23 protein-coding genes and 1 riboswitch are annotated in these 20606 nt (G+C 37.7%); of the genes, 13 read left to right on the forward strand and 10 right to left on the reverse strand.

Annotation, left to right across the window (positions count from 1 at the left end; all coding sequences use genetic code 11):
* Positions 1-186 precede the first annotated feature (186 nt).
* Complete coding sequence (locus GL301_RS03145) at positions 187-987, forward strand: formate/nitrite transporter family protein (RefSeq protein ID WP_003727259.1); 801 nt, start codon at positions 187-189, stop codon at positions 985-987.
* 37 nt (positions 988-1024) lie between these two features.
* Here GL301_RS03145 and metX read toward each other — a convergent pair whose 3' ends face one another.
* Together metX and GL301_RS03155 are read right to left on the reverse strand one after the other, a co-directional pair.
* On the reverse strand, positions 1025-2131 hold the full coding sequence (gene metX, locus GL301_RS03150) for a homoserine O-acetyltransferase MetX (protein ID WP_003725903.1): 1107 nt from the start codon (positions 2129-2131) through the stop codon (positions 1025-1027).
* 16 nt (positions 2132-2147) lie between these two features.
* Positions 2148-3425, reverse strand: a complete 1278-nt coding sequence (locus tag GL301_RS03155; RefSeq protein ID WP_003725904.1) for an O-acetylhomoserine aminocarboxypropyltransferase/cysteine synthase family protein — start codon at positions 3423-3425, stop codon at positions 2148-2150.
* Positions 3426-3533: 108 nt separating this feature from the next.
* Positions 3534-3634: riboswitch (SAM riboswitch) on the reverse strand.
* A 237-nt stretch (positions 3635-3871) separates the two neighbouring features.
* Between GL301_RS03155 and GL301_RS03160 the strand changes: the two genes are divergently transcribed.
* Positions 3872-4399, forward strand: a complete 528-nt coding sequence (locus tag GL301_RS03160; RefSeq protein ID WP_003723402.1) for an HdeD family acid-resistance protein — start codon at positions 3872-3874, stop codon at positions 4397-4399.
* A gap of 88 nt (positions 4400-4487) precedes the next feature.
* Here GL301_RS03160 and GL301_RS03165 read toward each other — a convergent pair whose 3' ends face one another.
* The gene (locus GL301_RS03165) at positions 4488-5189 is read right to left on the reverse strand and encodes a Crp/Fnr family transcriptional regulator (protein WP_003723403.1); all 702 of its coding nucleotides are present in this window, start codon (positions 5187-5189) and stop codon (positions 4488-4490) included.
* Between the two features lie 75 nt (positions 5190-5264).
* Positions 5265-5813: a biotin transporter BioY gene (locus tag GL301_RS03170; RefSeq protein WP_003727258.1), complete on the reverse strand. Its 549-nt coding sequence runs from the start codon at positions 5811-5813 to the stop codon at positions 5265-5267.
* 193 nt (positions 5814-6006) lie between these two features.
* Between GL301_RS03170 and GL301_RS03175 the strand changes: the two genes are divergently transcribed.
* The 4 genes from GL301_RS03175 to GL301_RS03190 all read left to right on the forward strand — a co-directional run bounded on the left by GL301_RS03175 (position 6007) and on the right by GL301_RS03190 (position 8621).
* Positions 6007-6339 (forward strand): PadR family transcriptional regulator, encoded by a 333-nt coding sequence (locus GL301_RS03175; protein ID WP_003727257.1) that lies wholly within the window; start codon positions 6007-6009, stop codon positions 6337-6339.
* A complete protein-coding gene (locus GL301_RS03180; RefSeq protein ID WP_003734466.1) occupies positions 6332-6922 on the forward strand; it encodes a DUF1700 domain-containing protein in 591 nt (196 codons plus the stop codon). Before GL301_RS03175 ends, GL301_RS03180 begins: the two co-directional genes overlap by 8 nt.
* A complete protein-coding gene (locus GL301_RS03185) occupies positions 6915-8015 on the forward strand; it encodes a DUF4097 family beta strand repeat-containing protein (RefSeq protein WP_010958772.1) in 1101 nt (366 codons plus the stop codon). Before GL301_RS03180 ends, GL301_RS03185 begins: the two co-directional genes overlap by 8 nt.
* Positions 8016-8120: 105 nt before the next feature.
* Positions 8121-8621, forward strand: a complete 501-nt coding sequence (locus tag GL301_RS03190) for a GNAT family N-acetyltransferase (RefSeq protein ID WP_003726747.1) — start codon at positions 8121-8123, stop codon at positions 8619-8621.
* Positions 8622-8668: 47 nt separating this feature from the next.
* Here GL301_RS03190 and GL301_RS03195 read toward each other — a convergent pair whose 3' ends face one another.
* The 3 genes from GL301_RS03195 to GL301_RS03205 form a co-directional block, all read right to left on the reverse strand.
* Complete coding sequence (locus GL301_RS03195; RefSeq protein ID WP_003726748.1) at positions 8669-9055, reverse strand: hypothetical protein; 387 nt, start codon at positions 9053-9055, stop codon at positions 8669-8671.
* A gap of 53 nt (positions 9056-9108) precedes the next feature.
* Positions 9109-9453 (reverse strand): magnetosome magnetite crystal formation protein family, encoded by a 345-nt coding sequence (locus tag GL301_RS03200; RefSeq protein ID WP_003726749.1) that lies wholly within the window; start codon positions 9451-9453, stop codon positions 9109-9111.
* Positions 9454-9601: 148 nt separating this feature from the next.
* Positions 9602-10942 (reverse strand): MATE family efflux transporter, encoded by a 1341-nt coding sequence (locus GL301_RS03205; protein ID WP_003727255.1) that lies wholly within the window; start codon positions 10940-10942, stop codon positions 9602-9604.
* A gap of 165 nt (positions 10943-11107) precedes the next feature.
* On the opposite strand from GL301_RS03205, the gene GL301_RS03210 reads away from it, so the two are divergent.
* From GL301_RS03210 to GL301_RS03225, 4 genes are all read left to right on the forward strand, one after another.
* Entirely contained in the window at positions 11108-11569 is a 462-nt protein-coding gene (locus tag GL301_RS03210; protein WP_003724169.1) for a MarR family winged helix-turn-helix transcriptional regulator, read from the forward strand.
* 7 nt (positions 11570-11576) lie between these two features.
* Positions 11577-13301, forward strand: coding sequence for an ABC transporter ATP-binding protein (locus GL301_RS03215; protein ID WP_003724350.1), 1725 nt, complete (start codon positions 11577-11579; stop codon positions 13299-13301).
* Positions 13298-15115: an ABC transporter ATP-binding protein gene (locus GL301_RS03220; RefSeq protein ID WP_003724351.1), complete on the forward strand. Its 1818-nt coding sequence runs from the start codon at positions 13298-13300 to the stop codon at positions 15113-15115. Before GL301_RS03215 ends, GL301_RS03220 begins: the two co-directional genes overlap by 4 nt.
* A 116-nt stretch (positions 15116-15231) precedes the next feature.
* A complete protein-coding gene (locus GL301_RS03225) occupies positions 15232-15531 on the forward strand; it encodes a rhodanese-like domain-containing protein (protein ID WP_003724352.1) in 300 nt (99 codons plus the stop codon).
* 42 nt (positions 15532-15573) lie between these two features.
* Here the strand turns inward: GL301_RS03225 and GL301_RS03230 are convergent, their stop codons facing one another.
* The gene (locus GL301_RS03230; protein WP_010958775.1) at positions 15574-17343 is read right to left on the reverse strand and encodes a LapB repeat-containing protein; all 1770 of its coding nucleotides are present in this window, start codon (positions 17341-17343) and stop codon (positions 15574-15576) included.
* A 160-nt stretch (positions 17344-17503) separates the two neighbouring features.
* Complete coding sequence (locus GL301_RS03235) at positions 17504-18130, reverse strand: FMN-dependent NADH-azoreductase (protein WP_003724354.1); 627 nt, start codon at positions 18128-18130, stop codon at positions 17504-17506.
* 168 nt (positions 18131-18298) lie between these two features.
* Here GL301_RS03235 and GL301_RS03240 point away from each other — a divergent pair, with 168 nt between their 5' ends.
* The 3 genes from GL301_RS03240 (at position 18299) to GL301_RS03250 (ending at position 20320) form a co-directional block, all read left to right on the forward strand.
* Positions 18299-18748, forward strand: a complete 450-nt coding sequence (locus GL301_RS03240) for a MarR family winged helix-turn-helix transcriptional regulator (protein WP_003741674.1) — start codon at positions 18299-18301, stop codon at positions 18746-18748.
* 2 nt (positions 18749-18750) lie between these two features.
* Complete coding sequence (locus tag GL301_RS03245; protein ID WP_003724356.1) at positions 18751-19692, forward strand: NADP-dependent oxidoreductase; 942 nt, start codon at positions 18751-18753, stop codon at positions 19690-19692.
* Positions 19693-19786: 94 nt separating this feature from the next.
* A complete protein-coding gene (locus tag GL301_RS03250) occupies positions 19787-20320 on the forward strand; it encodes a GNAT family N-acetyltransferase (RefSeq protein ID WP_003724357.1) in 534 nt (177 codons plus the stop codon).
* Here GL301_RS03250 and GL301_RS03255 read toward each other — a convergent pair.
* Complete coding sequence (locus GL301_RS03255; protein ID WP_003724358.1) at positions 20317-20559, reverse strand: hypothetical protein; 243 nt, start codon at positions 20557-20559, stop codon at positions 20317-20319. The genes GL301_RS03250 and GL301_RS03255 overlap by 4 nt on opposite strands.
* Positions 20560-20606 lie beyond the last annotated feature (47 nt).

The following is a 20606-nucleotide window of genomic DNA, read 5'->3' on the forward strand; positions in this document are numbered from 1 at the left end:
TTGTGTTTTAAGAGTGTGAAAACGGGGAAATTAACAACATAAAACACCCAGATAGAAAAAAATTCAAGATGGTAACGCTTAACTCATTTTTATTTTCTGAAAACTATTTGCATCAAATTAAAAACATGCTACAATAAACAAGTTGTGAATTTCACAAGAAAATTTTTTGTTTGGAGATGAAATAATTTGGATGTGGAAAGTAGTCCATTAATGCAGAAAATTGATTATAGTACGCGCAAAAAAATTGATTTAGTAAATAATAGTATTCTTCGTTATATCGTGCGCGCGATGTTAGCATGTTTATTCTTGACACTAGGGACTGCGGTCGCTGTAATGATTGGTGATAAAGTTGATCATTTCGCTCCAGGACTTGGTAAAATCACGTATGCATTTATGTTTAGTTGGTCGCTCGTTATGATTATTTATATGAATGCTGAGCTTGGTACTTCTAACATGATGTATATGACAACTGGTGTTTATCAAAAAATTGTTAAACCAGGAAAAGCATTACAAATTTTGCTTTTATGTATTGTTTGTAATTTATTGGGTGGAATTCTTGCCGGGTACTTAGTTTCCCTAACATCCGTTTTCCATAATTTACCTGCTGACCATTTCTTATTTACTGCTGTTAGCGGTAAGCTTGAAAAAGCGCCACTACAAATTTTTGTAGAAGGTATTTTCGCCAATATTGTTGTAAATACGGCCGTGCTTTGTACACTTCGAATGAAAGATGATGCTGGTAAAGTCATTGCGATGATTTTCATTATTTTCATCTTTGCATTCTTAGGATTTGAGCACGTTATCGCCAACTTCTCCTCTTTCTCATTAGCATTTTTCGCTTCTGGTGGAACACTTGCTGCAATGACAGCGGGCAATGTGACCGTCAATTTAGTACTTGCTTTACTTGGGAATTTTGTGGGTGGAGGCCTTGTTATCGGACTCGGCTATGCTTGGCTTAACCGAACGAAATCAATTTATAAAGACTAATTAAAGGAGACCCCGGAAATTTTCCGAGGTCTCTTTTTTATATACTTTTAACAGGTAAATTACTTAAAAATGACCGAATGAGCGGTTCGAATTTCGGCACTTCTTTTTCAACTAGAAAAGCGTCATGACCGTATTCGGAGGCCACTTCATGATAAGTAACCGGCACATCCCATTCTTTTAAAAGCTCGTAACCGCGGCGCAAATCATGAATTCGGAAAAGTTGATCTGTCGTGATGCCAATGAGCAAATACGGAATTTTAATTTTCGCAAAGGCAGGCAAATCGTCTTTCGCGGGAGCAGTAACATCGAATAAATCAATTGCCTTTGTTAAATATAAGTAGCTATTCGCGTCAAATCGCTCGACAAAAGTATCCCCTTGATATTGCAAATACGATTCAATTTGAAAATGCTCTTTTGAGAAAGCGGCAGGAGAAGACTCGGCGACAGTGAAACGTTCAAAGCGTTTCGAGAAAAGTTCGCTCGTCCGGTAAGTCATCATCCCAACCATTCGCGCAGTAGCAAGTCCGCCCTCAGGTTGACCAACATAGTTGCCCCCATTAAAGTCAGGGTCGTTCAAAATCGCCATGCGCATAATCAAGTTGTAACCAATCGCATCAGGCCCAGCAGCAAGCGGGGAGGCGATATTGATAATGCTATCCGTGATATCGGCATAATCAATCGCCCATTCCGTCGCCTGCATACCACCCATCGATCCGCCAATCACTGAAACAATTCGCGTAACCCCAAGTTGCTCCAAAAGTTCACGCTGCACTTTAATAATATCTTTAATCGAAAAACCTGGAAACTGTAAGCGGAAAGGCTCGCCAGTTTTTGGATTAATCGAAGAAGGTCCAGTCGTGCCACTACAACCACCAAATACATTGGTGCAAACCAGAAAATATTTGTCTGTATCAATCGTTTTCCCCGGACCAATATAATCATCCCACCAACCAGGAGCGTCACTCTCAAAATGTTTCGCCGCATGTGCCGTCCCAGTAAGGGCGTGTTCTAATAAAATGCAATTATCGCGTGAGGCGGAAAGTGTCCCGTATGTTTCATAGCCGACTAAAACAGGGCTTAATGTTTCTCCATTTTCAAGCAGAAGAGGACTTTTTTGAAATAGTTCTTTTTGTTGTAAGGTCACTTCTCTTCACTTCCTCCTAAATTTGCTCTAATGCTTTCGTTAAATCTTGGATAATATCATCGGCATTTTCGATTCCGATAGATAGGCGAATGGACTCTGGTTTCACGCCAGCTGTTAATTGTTGTTCTTCGCTTAGTTGTTGATGGGTTGTGGAAGCTGGGTGGATGATAAGCGATTTTGCATCACCAACATTCGCTAAATGCGAGAATAATTCCACGGATTCAATCACTTTTTTACCAGCCTCGTAGCCACCTTTAACCCCAAATGTGAAAATGGAGCCAGGTCCTTTTGGTAAATATTTTTGGGCTAATTCGTGGTATTTGTTGTCGCTCAAACCTGGATAATTTACCCAAGCTACTTTTGGATGGTCATTTAAGAAATTGGCAACTTGTTTCGCATTTTTCACGTGTTGCTCAAGGCGTAAGGATAGTGTTTCTAGGCCTAAAATGAGTAAGAAGGCGTTGAACGGAGAAAGTGCTGCGCCAGTATCACGAAGGAGTGAGACGCGTAGTTTGGTAATATAAGCCGCCGCGCCAACGTCATTTGTATAAGACAAGCCGTTGTAGCTATCATCTGGTACCACTAGCTTTGGAAATTTGCCATTTGCCCAGTTAAATTTACCTGAGTCAATAACCGCACCACCAATTGCAACCCCGTGACCACCAATGAATTTTGTTGCCGAGTAAACGACGATATCTGCGCCAAAATCAAACGGGCGATTCAAATAAGCGGTCGCGAATGTGTTGTCAACGATGAGCGGGATATCGGATGCGTGCGCAATTTCTGCTACTTTTTCGATATCGACAATATTAATATCAGGATTCCCAATTGTTTCTATAAAAACAGCTTTCGTATTATCTTTAATCGCTTTTTCAAAATTTTCAGGTTCATTAGGGTCAACAAACGTTACGTCAATCCCAAAAGTTTTAAACGTATGGGAAAATAGCGTGTGCGTTCCGCCATAGAGTGTTGCGGCTGCGACGATATGATCTCCGGAACCCGCAATATTTAAAATAGAGTAAGTAATAGCAGCCATCCCAGAAGCAGTTGCAACCGCACCAATACCGCCTTCAAGTAGCGTTAACCGTTCTTCTAAAACAGCTGTAGTCGGATTCATAATTCGTGTATAAATATTTCCAGTTTCTTGTAAACCAAATAAGGCTGCGGCATGTTCCGGGCTATCAAATGTGTATGACGTCGTTTGATAAATTGGTACGGCTCTAGAATGCGTATCTCCGTCCGGTGTGTGTCCGCCGTGTACTTGAATTGTTTCGAATTTATACTCATTACTCATAAAATCCACTCCTCTTTAATATGTATTTATCAGTAATTTCCATCAAAAAACCTCCCTAGCAGTATATAAGCCGCCAGAGAGGATAGAGTTTCCTAAACTTGGATTTCCGACTTATCTTTCAGAATATACTGCTGGAATTAGCACCGTGAAAATAAATTCCGGTTGCTAAGGCTTCAAAGGGCCAGTCCCTCCACCTTTCGTGATAAGAAAATACTATTAAATTAAGTTATATATTACGCTGGATGCCATCAATTGTCAACTATGTGCTGAAAAAGTCTAAAATTAGTACTTTTTGTGTTGAATTTGTGACAACGATGTTTTTTTGCCAGAATAATTTTTTTTAAAAGGTTTTAAATCCATTTTTTAGGCTATTATAGTTAAGACTAATTATATTTCATTAAAAATGGGGTTGAATTAGAAAAAACAAAGGGGAGTTGAAATAAAAAATGAAGACTTTTACACGAATTCTTGTTTTATTAGCGGGGATTGCAATGATTATACTAGGGGTTTGGTTCTTATTCCATCCAGGAATTTCATTATTAACCTCGACATTAATGTTTGGTTTCTTATTACTGATTTCTGGTATTTTCCACACAATCTCTTACTTTTCAGACAGAAAATCACAAAATGTTTCTGGCTGGGTACTAGCTGACGGGATTTTATCCATCTTACTAGGTTTCTTGCTATTATTTAATGAATTTGACGGAACTTTAACACTCGTATTACTTTTCGGTATGTGGGTATTATTTGCTGGTATTATGCGTACAATTGGCGCATTCACTGCCAAACAAAACAACGTACAAGGCTGGGGCTGGATTTTAACAATCGGTATTATCGGCATTATTGTTGGTTTTATCGCTCTATTCAATCCAGTTGTTTCCGCAATTGGTATCGTCCTTGTCGTTGCGATTTTCTTCATCGTTCAAGGTATCGGCGCAATCGCAACATTCTTCTTTATTGGTAAAAATAGTTAATAAAAAAGAAGCTATCTTAGTTTGATAGCTTCTTTTTATTATGCATATTTTTACGAAATACAATTAGAAAAAAGTATTCATTTTACACTCATATGTAAGGTTCGTGATTTTCTTTTAGTTTTTGCTTATGAATCTCGAAATTATTAACACGCCAAGGTTTTGGCGAAAGCGCAATAATGCCATCTTCTTCTAGCTTTCGCAGGTTAGTTGCAACGTAAGCTCGAGCTAAATTTAGATAATTTCCCAAGATTTTTTGGGTGAAATAATAGGGAATCAAACAAGAACCATCCGACTCGATTCTTCCAAATCTCTCCCCACAAGCAATTAATCCTGCTAAAACTTTCTCGCTAGAAGGGAGATTAACGTAACCTTCCCGTTCTAACATAGGTGTAACCATACTTTGCATAAGTGCATTCATCTGCCAAAAAACATCTGGTGAACTTAAGAATTTATTAAGAACATATTTACGTTCAAATTGATAAACACTCACTTCACTTATCGTTGTGTAATTTACTGGTGATTTTGCACCACCAAGTAGTGTAAGCGGCCCGATACATTCTTGTTTACCTAAGAAGTTAATAATGCTATCTTCTTTACAAGTATTTTTACTCATAGAAACGACACCATCTTCAATGATGTAGAAATAATCAGTTTCCGCACCTTCAGCTAAAATCTGTTGGTTGCGCCTAAAGCGAATTCTTTTATATGGAAGAACTGCTTCACTAGAATCTTTTAATAAATTGAGTAAATCTACGTTGTAAAAGCTATTTTCCTCATTCAGTAATGACATATACCGAGTCCCCTTTTCTCAGTGTTAATCATTATCATTATATAGGAGAAGACTCAAAATGTGTATTAATGGGACTTAGGATGCTCGAAGTAATTTGGCTTTAATCAAACGATCACGAATGAGAATCCCTAATAACGCCGCAAAAACCGCTTTGATAATGCCTGGAATAATGAAAGGTACCATGCCTGTTAAAAAGGCGGTCGGCCAGTCAAGTCCAGTGCTAACTTTAAGCCATAAAACCCCGAAAATTAACGTAACGATGGCTCCTAAAATATTAGCAACAATTGCATAAGGAACAGTGAATTTTGTTTTTTCGAGCAACCAACCTGTAAGTAGTGCATTAAAAATAAATCCGACAATAAATCCGCCAGTTGGCCCAAAAAGAATCCCAATTCCTGCTGTCATACCTTGGAAAACAGGAATACCCACAGCGCCAAGAACAATGTAAACTAAAACAGATATGGTACCATGACGAGCTCCAAGAATGGTTGCAGCTAACCCAATGGCAAACGTCTGCCCAGTAAGTGGAATTGGACCAAGTGGGATAGCAACTTGTGCAAGTAAAGCAATGATGACTGCGAATAAAGCATCTACGACTAAAAATTTCAATTTCTGATCACGCATAAACATATCTCTCCTTAATGTAAACTTTTTACTAAAATAGGTTAACATTTATTTCCTGAAAAAACAATACTATTTTTTCTAACCAGTACCTTGCAATGAACACTAGTGTATGTTAAACTATAGTGGTAGTGAACAATATATAGTAGTGAATACTTGTTACTAGTGTGCAATATAACAGAATGGAGGAGTTAGCATGGAGGTTAACCCACAGTTCAAAAAAGGTGTGTTAGAACTTTGCTGTTTATTTTTAATTCAAAAGAAAGATTGTTACGGTTATGAATTAGCAAATCAAGTGTCTAAATATATTGAAGTAGCTGAAGGTGCTATTTATCCAGTACTTAGAAGATTAGTAAAAGAAGAATATTGTTCTACCTATTTAGTAGAATCAAATGAAGGTCCATCAAGAAAATATTATCAGTTGACAGTAAAAGGAGAAATTTACTTGAATGAACTTATTTCTGAATGGAATAATTTTACAGACAGTGTGGCAAAGCTATTAACAGAGGGGGATGCAGTAAATGAATAAACAAGATTTTCTCAATGAATTAAACCAACGACTGGAATTGCTTGATCCGAAAGAACGGAGAGAGTTACTATCGGACTATCAGGAGCATTTTAGAAATGGGATTGAAGCAGGGAAAAGCGAGGAGCAAATCGTTTTTGACCTTGGGAGCCCAGAAGAAATTGCTGCGGATATAATCAGCGAACGTGGTATTCGTGAAGAACCGGCAGAAATGGATTATTATTATGTCCCGCGAAAAAATCAAAATGAAAATAGATCTGTGAGTAAACAAATTTTAATAGGTGTCGGATTATTTTTCTTAGATATTTGTCTTATCATTCCAATTATGGTTTCGCTATGGTCCTTGGTTATCTCACTTTGGGCGACGGTTGGTGGGTTCCTTTTATCACCAGTTATACTTGGCGTAGGAATTATTTTTGGTGCTGATTTCGAATTTTATCAAATGTTTGTTTCTATTGGCCTTGTAGGTTTGGGGCTAATGCTTTTATTTGTAGCAAACGCGCTAACTCAGCTTACAAGTAAAGTAACAATGGCGATTATCCAGTGGCATAAATATGCGGTAAAGGGAGGCGGAAAAAATGCGTAAACATCACTTAAGTAAAAAATTATTTTTCGCTGGTTTGGTACTATTTATTATCGGTGCTATCGGTGTAGCATTAACGATGAACAAAGGTAATATGATAGAAAAAGGTGAACCACTTACAAAACAGTGGGACTTATCAGCTGAAAATATTAACTCCATTGCTTTTTCTTCCGAGCGCGACGTAACGTTTGAATGGAAAGAAAGTACAAATGGAAAAAATTACATCGAACTAAAAGGTAATTACTCTGCTAATGATAAAAAAGCCATTCAAAAATTAGATCCAGTTTCGGAAGATGGAACGTCCTTTAATATTACAGTTCCTGAAGAAGAGGATTGGTATAACGGCTTTGGCAAAATATACGCATACGGTCAACAAAAAGTAACCGTTTATTTAACAAAAGATACTAAATTAGCTGATCTAGAAGTGAAATCTCATTCTGGGGATATCAATGTAGCTGATTTTAAAGTAAAGAAATTTGTTAGTTCTACCAACTCAGGTGAGTTAAAAGTAAGTAATTTGGAAGCAAATACTGCTCAAATGGCTACTTCTTCTGGGGATTTGGAATTATCGAATATGAAAGCAAATAGCTCAGTTGAAACTGGTTCTGGACAGACGGACCTTACTAATTTAACAGGTGATTTAGAAGTAAATGGTGGTTCAGGCGATGTGAATGTTACAGGTGTTAAAGCGAAGAAACTTAAAATTGCCATCGATTCAGGAGACATTGAGTTGACTAGTGGCACTGTAACTGACCTAGCTGTGTTAACAACAAGTTCCGGAGACATTGATGCAAGTACAAAAGGTAAAGTACAAGCGGAATCCAACTCAGGAGCAATCGAACTTGCAGGCATAACGAATGATGTAACAGCAAAAACAAGCTCAGGTGATATCGATGTAGCTTTTATCAAACAAGTAAAAAACATCGAAATCAATACAGATTCTGGTGAAGTAGAACTTGAACTACCAGGTGATTTTAAAGCTATTTATGAAGCAAGTAGTAATTCTGGTAGCATTAAAGTACCAACAAGTGATTCCAATACGGATAATCGCGTAACGGTAAAAACAAGTTCCGGAGATATTAAAATCGAAAAATAAAAAATCAGTGCGCTAATTATTTAATTAGCGCATTCTTTTTGTTAAAAAGGGGTAAAGTCAGATAAACTGTTTCATCAATTTGCGCAAGTGAAAGGGGAATGGATGATGAATTTTCATATTAGGAAAGCAACTAATTCGGATGCTGAAGCCATTCAGCATGTAGCGATTACTTCGTGGCATCATACCTATCAAGATTTAATTCCAGGCGATGTACAAGACGATTTTTTGGAAAGGTTTTATAACGTTGAGACGCTTCATAATCGTATTTCAGCGACTCCTTTTGCTGTTGTGGAACAAGCAGACAAAGTAATCGGATTTGCAAATTTTATTGAACTTGAAAAGGGGAAGAGCGAACTCGCAGCATTTTATTTACTACCTGAAGTGACACAACGCGGACTTGGTACAGAGCTTTTAGAAGTAGGAATGACTCTATTTCACGTGCCATTACCAATGTTCGTTAACGTCGAAAAAGGAAACGAAACAGCGATTCATTTTTATAAGGCGAAAGGGTTTGTTCAAGTGGAGGAATTTACCGAGGATTTTTACGGTTATCCGCTGGAGACAATTCGTTTTAATTTGAATCATCATGCGTTTGAAGAAGAATAAAAAAATGTCTATTCTAGTTGAATGAATCAATTAGGATAGACATTTTTTTATTTCGTAGCGGCTTTTCCACTGGTAGATTTTCCACCGCGTAAAAAGAAGAAGATGATGGCAAGTAGCGCCATGATAACTCCTGCGAGAATGGATACGCCAACAGAAATGAGCATACCAGAAACTTGGATAATACTTAAAATGATGACTGCTGCAACAACCCCGTAAGCGAAGCCCCATATAGCAAATGTGAAGTAACTAGCTTTTTTGCTAAACCCGTAAAAAATTTCGCCTAACGTAGAAGCAACTAAAATTACAGGAGCTGCAAAAAGTATCGCTGAAAACACAAGCTGTGGCGTAACATTGTCATAGAGGATTGTCTCGACTAAAAGCGTAGAAAAAATTCCTAAAACAAAAATCGATAAATAAGCAATAATAAAACGCATCAAAAAAAACCTCCTAAAGTACACTATATTATAGCATAAATTAGGAAGTTAGCTTAACATCTAGCCCAATTATCGTCACTATGCTTTACGATACGTGTAATTCCCCGAATCAAGTTGAAAATGAGTATCGATACATTTAGAAAAACGATAAAAAATACAGTAGCTAAGGCAAGAAAGTTAATGGTATCTGCACTATTGGTACTAAATGGAACATTGTTGTAAAGTAAAATCATTACAACTACACCAGCGACAAAAGTTGTCTGTGTGAGGAGTGCCCATCTTACATGATGCCGAATTTCTTTATCTTTTGTTGTACACCAGATAATCGCGGGAGTAATGACCGGGGCAAAGAAAAGACTGAAATAACTAAGCGCACTAATAATTTTTTTATCTAACATTTCTCATCTATCCTCTCATTTGTTTATAAGTCTAGTATAGCGGGGAAAGAGAAATGGAACCATCGAATTAGGTGACGATATACAGAGGAAGATGACAGTTTTGTCATATACAAAAACGCCTCTTCGAAAAAATCAAAGAGACGTTTCTTTATATGACTGATTTTAGGGACCAAACTTTACTGCGCCATCTTCGGTACATTAGAACAGCTCGAACGCCTTCATCAATAATATAGGCGAGCCAAACACCTACAAGCCCAAGACCAGCAGAGATACCAAGTACATAGGAGAACGGCAAACTAACAATCCACATAACGATAAGTCCGCATATAAATGGAAAACGAACATCGCCTGTTGAGTTAAGACTGCTAATAATGATAATATTCGTCGCACGTCCAAGTTCTAGGAAAATCGAAAGTAAGAACAATTCTTTCGTCATCGCAATGATTTCGGTATTGGTAGTAAATAAACTCATAATTGGTTCCGCGAAAAGGTAAATCGAAACGCTGACCACAATTGCGACAACCAAACCAATCTTCCAACTACGTAGACCTTGCTTATAAGCTTTATCGATTTCTTTTGCACCAACCGCGCGACCGATAATAATTTGAGAGGCCTGACCGAGCGCGATAGCAAAGAGTGCGACAAACTGGCTAACCGTCGAAGCATAAACTTTTGTGGTAAGCGCCTCTGTACCAAGAATCGCAATAATTGCGGTAACAACTAGTTGCGAGCCGGCATACGATAAATTTTCCCCAGCAGAGGGAAGGCCAAGTCGTAAAATCGAATAAAGTAATTTTTTGGAAACTTGCTCCAGTTTTTTGAAATGGAAAGTATAGCCGATATATTTTCGCAGCATCCAGATGGCTAGACCCATTCCGACGAAGTTTGCGACAGCAGTGGAAATACCAACACCTGCTACCCCGTAATCTAAGTATGCAAGCGGGCCGTACAGGAATAAGTAATTACCGACAACATTGATAATGCTAATCGTCACAGGAACAAGAATGGATTGTCTTACGTAACCATGCGCCCGGAGAATAGGCAAAATCGAAGCATGAATAGCGATAACAACCGAGCTTCCACCGATAATTTCTAAAAACGGTGCACCAACTTGAACTAAATGAGGATCAATTCCCATCCAAGTCAGGAAGTTTTTCGACATAAAAATGAAAATAATACTCATCACAATTCCAATTAAGAAAGCGACCACTAAGCCATTTGTAATCACATTTTCAATTTCTTTATGTTTTTTGGCACCAATCATTTGGGCAACGATAATCTGTACGCCAACACTGATAAAGCCGTAAATAATAATAGAAATAACAAGAATCTGATTCGCTACCCCTGTCGCAGCTACCGCATCATCTGAATAATGCCCCAACATAAAGACATCAATATAACTAATCATCAGACGTAAAAATTGCTCTAGAAAAATCGGCCAAGCAAGCGTAAAAAGACTTATGCTGGCGACTTTATGTACTGAACTCACTTATTTCCCTCCCTTCGCATTAACACAATTAAAGCCATTATAAGGTAATTAAAGTTAAAAGTATAGATTAATTTCAAAATCGCTCCAAGATATCGCTTGACAAAAATCGAATATCTCATATAATTAGTTAGGTAAACTAATCAAATGATAGAAAGAAGTGGAGAAATGTCTTCGAAAAATCAAGACTTGGGGCACTCAGTAATCAAGGCTTTCATGAATTTTAAGCATGCTGAAATAAAGAGTTTCCAAATTCCCGGTTACAGTAAATCTGAAACAAGATTTATTTTTATTTTATCTCGTGGGCTTAAAAGCAGAGGGCCAAAAATTCGTGTTTCCGATCTTGGTCACATGCTTAGAATTTCAAAACCAAGCGTCACGCAAATGATTCAATCTTTGGAAGGAAAAGGACTCATTAAACGTGTTCAAAACCCAGAAGATAAGCGCTCGATGTATGTGGAATTAACAGAAGTCGGAGCAGGCGTGTCAGAAAAAATGCTCGATGAATTTCAAGCTAGTTTTGAAGATATGCAGGAGTTTTTAGGCGAAGACGATATGAAAAAATTGATTACACTCCTAGAAAAACTGACAGATTACTTAAACACAAAATCCGAAAATAAGGAGGCATAAACCGCAAATGATGAAATTGATGAAAAGATTAAAACCTTATTGGCTGAGCATTACGGCCGTATTAGTCCTTACTTTCGGGCAAGTCATTGGACAGCTTTATTTACCGACGCTTATGTCGAACATTATCGACAAAGGAGTTGTAACAGGCGATACAGACTACATTTGGAGCACTGGAATGCAAATGTTACTTATATCATTTGCTTCAGTTATTTTGTCGGTCATCGTCGTTTATCTCGCATCCAGAATTTCGATGGGATTCGGGAAAGATTTACGCGATAAAATTTTTACAAAGGTAGAGGACTTTTCCTTACAAGAATTTGATAAAGTAGGAACTTCCTCGCTGATTACGAGAACGACAAATGACGTTGTTCAAATCCAAAATGTACTTTATATGATGATGCGGTTAATGGTGATGGCGCCAATCATGCTACTCGGCGGTATTATTATGGCAGTTGGACGAGATGCGAAATTATCGCTTATTTTTGTCGTTGTTTTACCGCTACTACTTCTATTAGTAGTTATTCTTGGCGGAAAAGCAATGCCGATGTTTAAATCGCTTCAAAAGAAAATGGACAAATTAAACCGCGTTATTCGTGAAGGGTTAACCGGGATTCGTGTTGTGCGTTCCTTTAACCGCAATGAAGATGAACTCGAAAAATTTGAAGAAGCAAACGCTGACTATGCTACTACGGCGATTAAAGTTAACCGACTGCTATCTCTTATGAGTCCATTAATGATGCTACTGATGAACTTAACTTCCATTGCGATTGTCTGGATTGGTTCGATTTTTATTGGCAATGGTGATATGCAAGTAGGGGACTTGATGGCGTTTATTCAATACGCGATGCAAATTATGATGTCCTTCATGATGCTTTCTGCTGTATTTATTATGATTCCACGTGCCGGAGCTTCTGCTGAGCGTATTAATGAAGTTTTAGATATGAATGCAGAAATACTTAACCCTGAAAATCCAAAAACAAGTGCACCACCAGCAAAACTTTCTTTTGAACATGTTACTTTCCGCTATGAAGGCGCTGAAAAACCAGTAATTGAAGATATTACTTTTGAAGCTAATGCTGGGGAAACAGTTGCAATCATCGGAAGTACCGGTGCTGGTAAGTCTACTTTGATTAATATGATTCCACGTTTTTATGATGTCGAAAGTGGTGTTGTAAAAATTAATGGAATTGACGTGCGTGAAATGGATCAATCCAGTTTGCGCCAAAAAATTGGTCTTGTGCCGCAAAAAGCGGTTCTATTCACAGGAACAATTGCTTCTAATATGCGCTACGGAAAAGAAGATGCAACCGACGAAGAAATTTGGGCAGCACTTCGAACAGCTCAAGCGGAAAACTTTGTATCTAAACTTGCAAATGGTTTAGGAAGCCGCGTAGAACAAGGCGGGAACAACTTCTCTGGAGGACAAAAACAACGTCTTTCCATCGCACGTTCTTTAATTAGAAAACCAGAAATTTATATTTTTGATGATAGTTTCTCGGCGCTCGATTTCAAAACGGATGCGAAACTGCGTGAGGCTTTGAAAGCTGAAACAACCGAAGCCGTGACTCTCATTGTGGCACAACGTATTACCTCTGTTGTCAATTCCGACCAAATCATTGTTATGAATGAAGGTAAAATTGCTGGAATTGGAACACATGAAGAATTGAAAGAAACGAATCAAATTTATCAAGAAATTATGAGGTCACAGCTGTCAGAGGAGGAAATCGCATGAGTGGTCCAGGTCCAGGTGGTGGCATGAGAATGCAAACGACCGCCAAACCAAAGAACTTTAAACAAACACTATTCCGGCTTCTTGGCTATATGAAACCTCGTTCTGTCGCAATTATCGTCGTGTTTATCTTTGCGATTTTATCCACGATTTTTAACATTTTTAGCCCGAAAGAATTAGGGAAAGCAACAACGGAAATTTTTAAAGGTGTTATGAGTCCGGCTGGGATTGATAACGATAAGATTTTCAATATATTAATGATTGTTTTAGTCTTATACCTTGGTAGTTCCTTATTTAGTTTCATTCAGCAATACGTCATGTCGAGTGTTGCGCAACGAACTGTTTATGATATGCGGAAAGATTTAAAGGCGAAAATGGCTCGCTTGCCGCTGAAATATTATGATACACGCTCAAATGGTGATATTCTAAGTCGTTCTGTTAATGATATGGATAATATCGCAAACACTTTGCAACAATCACTAACCCAAGCTATTACCGCGATTGTCCAAATGATTGGTGTTTTAATCATGATGCTAACAATAAGCTGGCAAATGACATTAATCGTTCTAGTGACAGTTCCAATCAGTATTATTTTAGTCGCCATTATTGCTGGTAGATCACAACGTTACTTCGGCGCACAACAACGTAATCTAGGTATTTTAAATGATACTGTAGAGGAAACTTACGGTGGCCAAACGATTATTAAAGCCTTTGGTCAAGAAAAGAAAACGTTAGTAAAATTTGATGAAGTAAATGAAGATTATTTCAAAGCAGCGAAAAAAGCGCAATTTATTTCCGGGATTATGATGCCGGTGATGCAATTTGTTGGTAACTTAGGCTATGTCGGTGTCTGTGTGGCCGGTGGTATTTTTGTTACTAATGGAACGCTTCAAGTGGGGGATATTCAATCATTTACGCAATATGTTCAATTATTTACGCAACCAATTTCAAGTGTGGCAAATATTGCTAACATCATTCAATCCACTATTGCTTCGGCGGAACGTGTATTTGAAATGATGGATGAAGAAGAAGAAAAAGACGAAATTCCAGCTAACGTTAATCAAGTTGCTGGCGAAGAACATAGTATTGTATTCGATCACGTGAAATTTGGTTATACTCCGGATAAACCTCTAATGACTGACTTAAATATTCATGTGGAAGAAGGCCAGATGGTAGCAATTGTTGGTCCAACTGGTGCTGGTAAAACGACTATTATCAACTTGCTGATGCGTTTCTATGACGTAGATGGTGGGCAGATCCGGATGAAAGGTATTGATACACGCGATATGACCAAAGATGCTGTCCGCGAAAAATTCGGAATGGTACTGCAAGATACTTGGTTATTTAACGGAACCATTGCCGACAATATCGCATACGGTCGTGAAGGCGCAACGAAAGAGGAAGTTATCGGAGCAGCAAAAGCAGCTTATGCAGATGATTTCATTCGCAGACTTCCAAATGGTTATGATACCGTCTTGAATGAAGAAGGTTCTAACATTTCGCAAGGTCAAAAACAATTACTAACGATTGCCCGTGCGATTTTATCTGATCCATCTATCTTGATTTTAGATGAAGCGACTTCTAGCGTAGATACTCGTACAGAATTAAACATTCAACTTGCGATGGGTAATTTGATGGAAGGGCGCACAAGCTTTGTGATTGCGCATAGACTTTCAACTATTCGTGATGCAGACTTAATTCTCGTGATGAATCACGGTAGTGTAATCGAACAAGGTACGCACCAAGAACTACTGGACGCAAAAGGCTTCTACGCTGACCTTTACAACAGTCAGTTCACAGGAGCTCAAGCCGTTTAAATGTAAGAAGACAATGTGGCTCACCCGCCGCATTGTCTTTTTTTGAGCAAAAAATTTGTTTGATGGTGGATTAGGCGTTATGGTTAATAAAGAAGAAATTGAAGAGGTGAAAATAGATGTATCAATCCATTACTGCAAATGATTTAGAACAAGACTTAAAAAAAGCGTCACATAATATCTTAGATGTCAGAGATGCAGATGCTTTTGTTGAAGGACACATTCCGGACGCAATAAATATTCCAATTAATGAACTACCAGAAAAATTAGCTTCTCTTGATAAAGAGAAACCTTATACAATTATCTGTTATGCTGGAGGTCGTTCTGAGCGCGCGAGTCAATTTTTAGCTGCAGAAGGCTTTGACGTAACGAATGTAATGGGAGGTATGGGAGCCTTTCACGGTATAGTAACTAAATAAAAAAAGAAGTCGCGACTAAAATTCTAGTCACGACTTTTTTATTTAGCTATGTTTTCTTTGACGGAAGAAGAGGATAGCTACTCCGGCAATGATAATCCCAATTAACACAGTAGTTGCTTGACTCGCGTCGCCAGTGTTTGGTAAAGCGGCATTTACTTCTGAGTTAGACGGATTTGATGCGTTTTCAGAGTTCGCAGATTGTCCATTATCTGGGTTGGGATTGATATTTGGATTATTAGGATTTGGCGTAGGATCTGGTGTGGGATCAGGGCCGGGAGCAGGTGGTGTCGGAGGTTCATTTCCCTCTACCACATTTACTAAAACAATAACTGGGTCAGCATTTAGTCCATCTGCACTTACCGCATTTAAAGTCACTTTATACGTTCCGACTTTGGCTAAATCAACAACGCTATCAAAATCACTCGTTACCTTACTACCATCACTTGTTTTTGCTGAAATATCTTGTAAAAATTGCTGGTCTGTCTTGGTTGAATCTTTCGTGTAAGAAATGCTCTTATCTGCTGTTATGACTGGTTTTGCATGTATGGTCACCGTTACTTGTGTTGGCGTTGCTTTTAAACCAGCAGCATTTTCGGCATTTAATGTCACCGTGTAGACACCGGGTTTACTAAAGTCTACAACCGTATTAAAATCACTAGTAACAGGCGTTCCATCATCTGTCTCAGCATGAACATCTTTTAAAAATTGTTCTTCTGTAACAGTGGTTTGTTCCCCATAACTTATTGCTGAATCATTTGTAATGGTTAGTGAATGATCGATGTCAAAATAGTGGTCGTAGCTTCCCCCTGATACGGAATAATTATTGAAATTTGGCGGAGTTTGATACGATCCGGCGGGGTTATTGTATAATGCATTGTATTCCATTTTAGTAATCGTATCAAAATAACTTTTGGTAATTCCACTTACCGTAATTCCTTTATCGTCAATGGTTAAACGGCTACCGTCAATTTTGGTCTCATTTAAAGTGAAATACGTGCTAGCAGAACTTGTATTAGTTGTAAAAGGGAACAAATAGCCATCAAAGTTTACTCCTCGTTCAGTCATTAAAGTAAACGGCACAAAGATAGTTTGGTTTGCTTCATCAAAATTCAATGCAGAGCTTTTGATAGAGCTGTTGATTAAAACGGTTCTACCTACGTTTTGTCCGTAAGCCGATAAACTCACTAATTTAGGAAAAGTATCAATTCCACGGAAATCATTAATTCCACAAAACTGGACAAATAAAGTAGCTAAATTTGGAATGGATTTTAGTGGCATGATGTTAGTAATAGAAGGATTACTGTCTAAATTTAAGTAACTTAACTTGGACATTTTATTAAATTTAGTTAGTGCATTATTGTCGAGCTTACCAGGACTTAGATTTAAGTTGGTGATGTTTGATAAATTATTCAAATCGGGTAATGAATCATTTGTTAAGTTATCTCCGGCAATGCTAAGATTAGTTAGGCTAGGTATTTTTGCGACTAAGGCATAATCTGTTACCCCTGTATTAGACAAATGTAAAATTGTTAAATTATGTGCATAATCAAGACCTGTTAAATCAGTTAAACTACTGTTACTAATAGTGACATTTGTAATAGTATCCATCTGAGCTTCAGTAATATCACTTGTGCTTGATTGTCCTAAGAGTCCATTTAAATAACTTTTCAAAACTGGGTCAGGAATGTTGACAACATCTTGAGCGGCTTTTACACTAATTTCTTCTTCCGCTGAGACATTCGCGGAAAATGATATAGTAAATGGCATCATTAAAAGGACGCACAAGCCAATTTTGACTCCCATTTTTCTCATGAATTTTTCCTCCTTTAATAACTTTTGTTCGGTATAATCGTATGTATTCTTAAAACAATTCCTCTTTTAGTAATATGTTAAACAAAATAGTATCAAAAGTGTTGTTAAATTAAATCGAAAAAAAACCGTGAAAGCGATTTTCGCTTTCACGGTTTTTTTATTAAAAGATTTTAGCTAATTCTACTGCTTCTTTTGCTCCTGCAGAGATAATGTCTTTTGCTTGATCAGGTTTTGCGTTATGACCTTCTACGATAACCATTTCTGGCTCAGAGATACCGAAGTGAGCTAACACATTTTTTACATAGCTCAGGGACATTTCGAAGCTTTGCATTGGTCCGTCAGAGTAAATGCCACCGCGAGCATTAAGCAGGGCAATTTTTTTATCAGCAACTAAACCTACAGGGCCGTTTGCAGTGTATTTAAATGTTTTGCCAGCTTGATTTAAATAGAATAAGTATGTTAAAAATTGGGCTGGGATACTGAAGTTCCAAAGTGGGAACGCCATGACGATTTTGTCTGCAGCTAAAAATTGATCTAAGTAGCTGTTAGCAATATCAGCTAAGCGTTTTTCTTCTGGGCTTAGTGTTTCTCCAGCTGCTTCTTTATGTAATCCACTCATCATTGTTACATCATAATAAGGTAGATCCGCTTCAAATAAATCAAGTTCTGTTACATTATCGTCCGGATGGGACTTTTTGTATTCCGTTAGAAAGATTTCATATAGTGCCACGCTGACTGAGCGTTCGGCAGGTAAACCATTTGCTTTGATGAAAAGTACGTTTGTCATTACATCTTGCCTCCATTTTTTTTGAATTATCTATTAAGTGTAGCCCATTTTCACGATAAACAGCAAGTATATTGCTTACAAAAAATTAGCCGCTAATGTTTGAGCAGATATTTTGTGCTTTTGGAAAGGAAGCGTATAATAGTTGATATATCATTTGACGTATCAACTATGGGGGTGAAAACGCTGAAACCATGTACAGAACAATCTGAATTACTTTACCGGATGCACTTATTATCCAAGGAAATTAGCCATGTATTTGAACAACAAACGAATATGAGTTTTACGAAAGTAGAGATTCTATTTCATATTCAACAAACACCAGGTCAAAGTCAAAATCGACTACGAGAGAAGCTTTATATTGATTCGGCAAGTATTACCCGTCATTTGAAGCGAATGGAAGCGCAAGGGCTGATTGTTCGGAAAAAGCAAGATGAAAACAAACGCTATACGTATTTATTTTTAACATCAGCGGGTGAGGCGGAATTAGCCACTTTACTTTTGGAAAAAGAAAAATTTCAGAACGGGGCGCTAGAAGCCTTTTCAGAAGAAGAAGTTAGTGCGTTACTTAAATCAGTCACAAAAATGATGAATAATGTAGAGAAAATGGAGGAGAAGTAAAAATGAAAGCAGTTGTAATTGAAAATTATGGTGGCAAAGAAGAATTAAAAGAAAAAGAAGTAGCTATGCCAAAAGCGGGTAAAAATCAAGTGATTGTCAAAGAAGCAGCGACATCAATTAACCCAATTGATTGGAAACTTCGTGAAGGATACTTAAAACAAATGATGGACTGGGAATTCCCGATTATTTTAGGATGGGATGTAGCGGGTGTTATTTCTGAAGTTGGAGAAGGCGTAACAGATTGGAAAGTCGGCGATGAAGTATTCGCACGCCCTGAGACAACGCGTTTTGGTACGTATGCTGAATATACAGCGGTAGATGATCACTTGCTTGCACCACTTCCAGAAGGAATTAGTTTTGACGAAGCAGCATCGATTCCACTTGCAGGCTTAACTGCTTGGCAAGCATTGTTCGATCACGCGAAATTACAAAAAGGTGAAAAAGTCTTGATTCATGCTGGTGCTGGTGGTGTTGGGACGTTGGCGATTCAGCTTGCCAAACATGCAGGAGCAGAAGTAATCACAACAGCTAGTGCGAAAAACCATGAATTACTAAAATCTCTTGGCGCAGACCAAGTCATTGATTATAAAGAAGTTAATTTTAAAGATGTTCTTTCTGATATTGATGTGGTGTTCGATACAATGGGTGGTCAAATCGAAACAGATAGTTATGACGTATTAAAAGAAGGCACAGGGCGTTTAGTTAGTATCGTTGGTATTTCAAATGAAGAACGTGCGAAAGAAAAAAATGTAACAGCAACTGGAATTTGGTTGCAACCAAACGGCGAACAGCTGAAAGAACTTGGCAAATTGCTTGCTAATAAAACGGTTAAACCAATCGTCGGCGCAACTTTCCCATTCTCTGAAAAAGGTGTTTTTGATGCACATGCATTAAGCGAAACGCACCACGCGGTTGGAAAAATAGTCATTTCATTTAATAAATAAGATTTTCGGAAAGCTAGATGCTATCATCTAGCTTTTTTTGTTGTTTGCTGGAAAAAGTTAGATGGGCTATAATAGCAAAAAAGGTGGTGTCTAGATGGAAATAAGAGAATTGAAGAATGGGCAAATAATAATGATTCGGGAAGCTACAAAAGAGGACTCTAGTAATATTATTACTTATTTAAATGAAGTAGCTGGTGAGACAGATTATTTATCATTTGGTCAAGGTGAGTTTGCGTTTAGTATAGCGGAAGAAGCTGAATACATAGAAGAAAATGATAAGAACCCAGGCTCTGTTATGTTGTTATGTTTTATTGATGATGAACTTGCGAGTATTTCTCAACTTATGGGGCATATGAAAAAGCGAGAATTACATACTTCTGAACTAGCTATTTCGATACGGAAGAAATATTGGGGTCTAGGTATTGGCACAATTTGCATGGGTGAATTAATAAAATACGCTAAAAGTAGCGAGTATTTAAAGCTTATCTATTTAGAAGCTGTATCAGAGAATAAACGCGCAATTAATTTGTACAAAAAATTTGGATTTATCGAAGCTGGTGAAATTCCAGCGTTAATGCAAGTGGACAGCCGTTATTTAGATGTAACCATGATGTATTTGGTTATTTAGTCTTCAATAAGAAAGACTAGATCATTAACTACTTCTATATCACTAAGTTGCTTCGCGATAATATCGGCTCCAGTGTTAAGAAAAATAGCAATTTGACTAAGAATACGAAGGCTAATGTCAGAAGTACGAATATCTTTGTCAATAATTTTCTGTAAAGAGCCTTCTTTTAAGCGAGTATTGGATTCAACATCAGTGGTAGTAGTGTTATTATTTGCTAACAATTGTTCAATCGGATGCATCATTTCACCTCGCTTCAATAGTTAACTTTATGAATTAATTATAACTA

Source organism: Listeria sp. LM90SB2, assembly GCF_028867355.1.
Taxonomy (GTDB): domain Bacteria; phylum Bacillota; class Bacilli; order Lactobacillales; family Listeriaceae; genus Listeria; species Listeria monocytogenes_B.

Excerpts from the sequence above, each read along its gene's own strand:
- GL301_RS03240 (WP_003741674.1), top strand. The coding sequence starts at position 18,299 with ATGGGGGTGAAAACGCTGAAACCATGTACAGAACAATCTGAATTACTT.
- GL301_RS03250 (WP_003724357.1), top strand. The coding sequence starts at position 19,787 with ATGGAAATAAGAGAATTGAAGAATGGGCAAATAATAATGATTCGGGAA.
- GL301_RS03190 (WP_003726747.1), top strand. The coding sequence starts at position 8,121 with ATGAATTTTCATATTAGGAAAGCAACTAATTCGGATGCTGAAGCCATT.
- GL301_RS03185 (WP_010958772.1), top strand. The coding sequence starts at position 6,915 with ATGCGTAAACATCACTTAAGTAAAAAATTATTTTTCGCTGGTTTGGTA.
- GL301_RS03210 (WP_003724169.1), top strand. The coding sequence starts at position 11,108 with ATGTCTTCGAAAAATCAAGACTTGGGGCACTCAGTAATCAAGGCTTTC.
- GL301_RS03255 (WP_003724358.1), bottom strand. The coding sequence starts at position 20,559 with ATGCATCCGATTGAACAATTGTTAGCAAATAATAACACTACTACCACT.
- GL301_RS03155 (WP_003725904.1), bottom strand. The coding sequence starts at position 3,425 with ATGAGTAATGAGTATAAATTCGAAACAATTCAAGTACACGGCGGACAC.
- GL301_RS03160 (WP_003723402.1), top strand. The coding sequence starts at position 3,872 with ATGAAGACTTTTACACGAATTCTTGTTTTATTAGCGGGGATTGCAATG.
- GL301_RS03225 (WP_003724352.1), top strand. The coding sequence starts at position 15,232 with ATGTATCAATCCATTACTGCAAATGATTTAGAACAAGACTTAAAAAAA.
- GL301_RS03245 (WP_003724356.1), top strand. The coding sequence starts at position 18,751 with ATGAAAGCAGTTGTAATTGAAAATTATGGTGGCAAAGAAGAATTAAAA.
- GL301_RS03170 (WP_003727258.1), bottom strand. The coding sequence starts at position 5,813 with ATGCGTGATCAGAAATTGAAATTTTTAGTCGTAGATGCTTTATTCGCA.
- GL301_RS03235 (WP_003724354.1), bottom strand. The coding sequence starts at position 18,130 with ATGACAAACGTACTTTTCATCAAAGCAAATGGTTTACCTGCCGAACGC.
- GL301_RS03230 (WP_010958775.1), bottom strand. The coding sequence starts at position 17,343 with ATGAGAAAAATGGGAGTCAAAATTGGCTTGTGCGTCCTTTTAATGATG.
- GL301_RS03180 (WP_003734466.1), top strand. The coding sequence starts at position 6,332 with ATGAATAAACAAGATTTTCTCAATGAATTAAACCAACGACTGGAATTG.
- GL301_RS03175 (WP_003727257.1), top strand. The coding sequence starts at position 6,007 with ATGGAGGTTAACCCACAGTTCAAAAAAGGTGTGTTAGAACTTTGCTGT.
- GL301_RS03215 (WP_003724350.1), top strand. The coding sequence starts at position 11,577 with ATGATGAAATTGATGAAAAGATTAAAACCTTATTGGCTGAGCATTACG.
- GL301_RS03220 (WP_003724351.1), top strand. The coding sequence starts at position 13,298 with ATGAGTGGTCCAGGTCCAGGTGGTGGCATGAGAATGCAAACGACCGCC.
- GL301_RS03195 (WP_003726748.1), bottom strand. The coding sequence starts at position 9,055 with ATGCGTTTTATTATTGCTTATTTATCGATTTTTGTTTTAGGAATTTTT.
- GL301_RS03200 (WP_003726749.1), bottom strand. The coding sequence starts at position 9,453 with ATGTTAGATAAAAAAATTATTAGTGCGCTTAGTTATTTCAGTCTTTTC.
- GL301_RS03165 (WP_003723403.1), bottom strand. The coding sequence starts at position 5,189 with ATGTCATTACTGAATGAGGAAAATAGCTTTTACAACGTAGATTTACTC.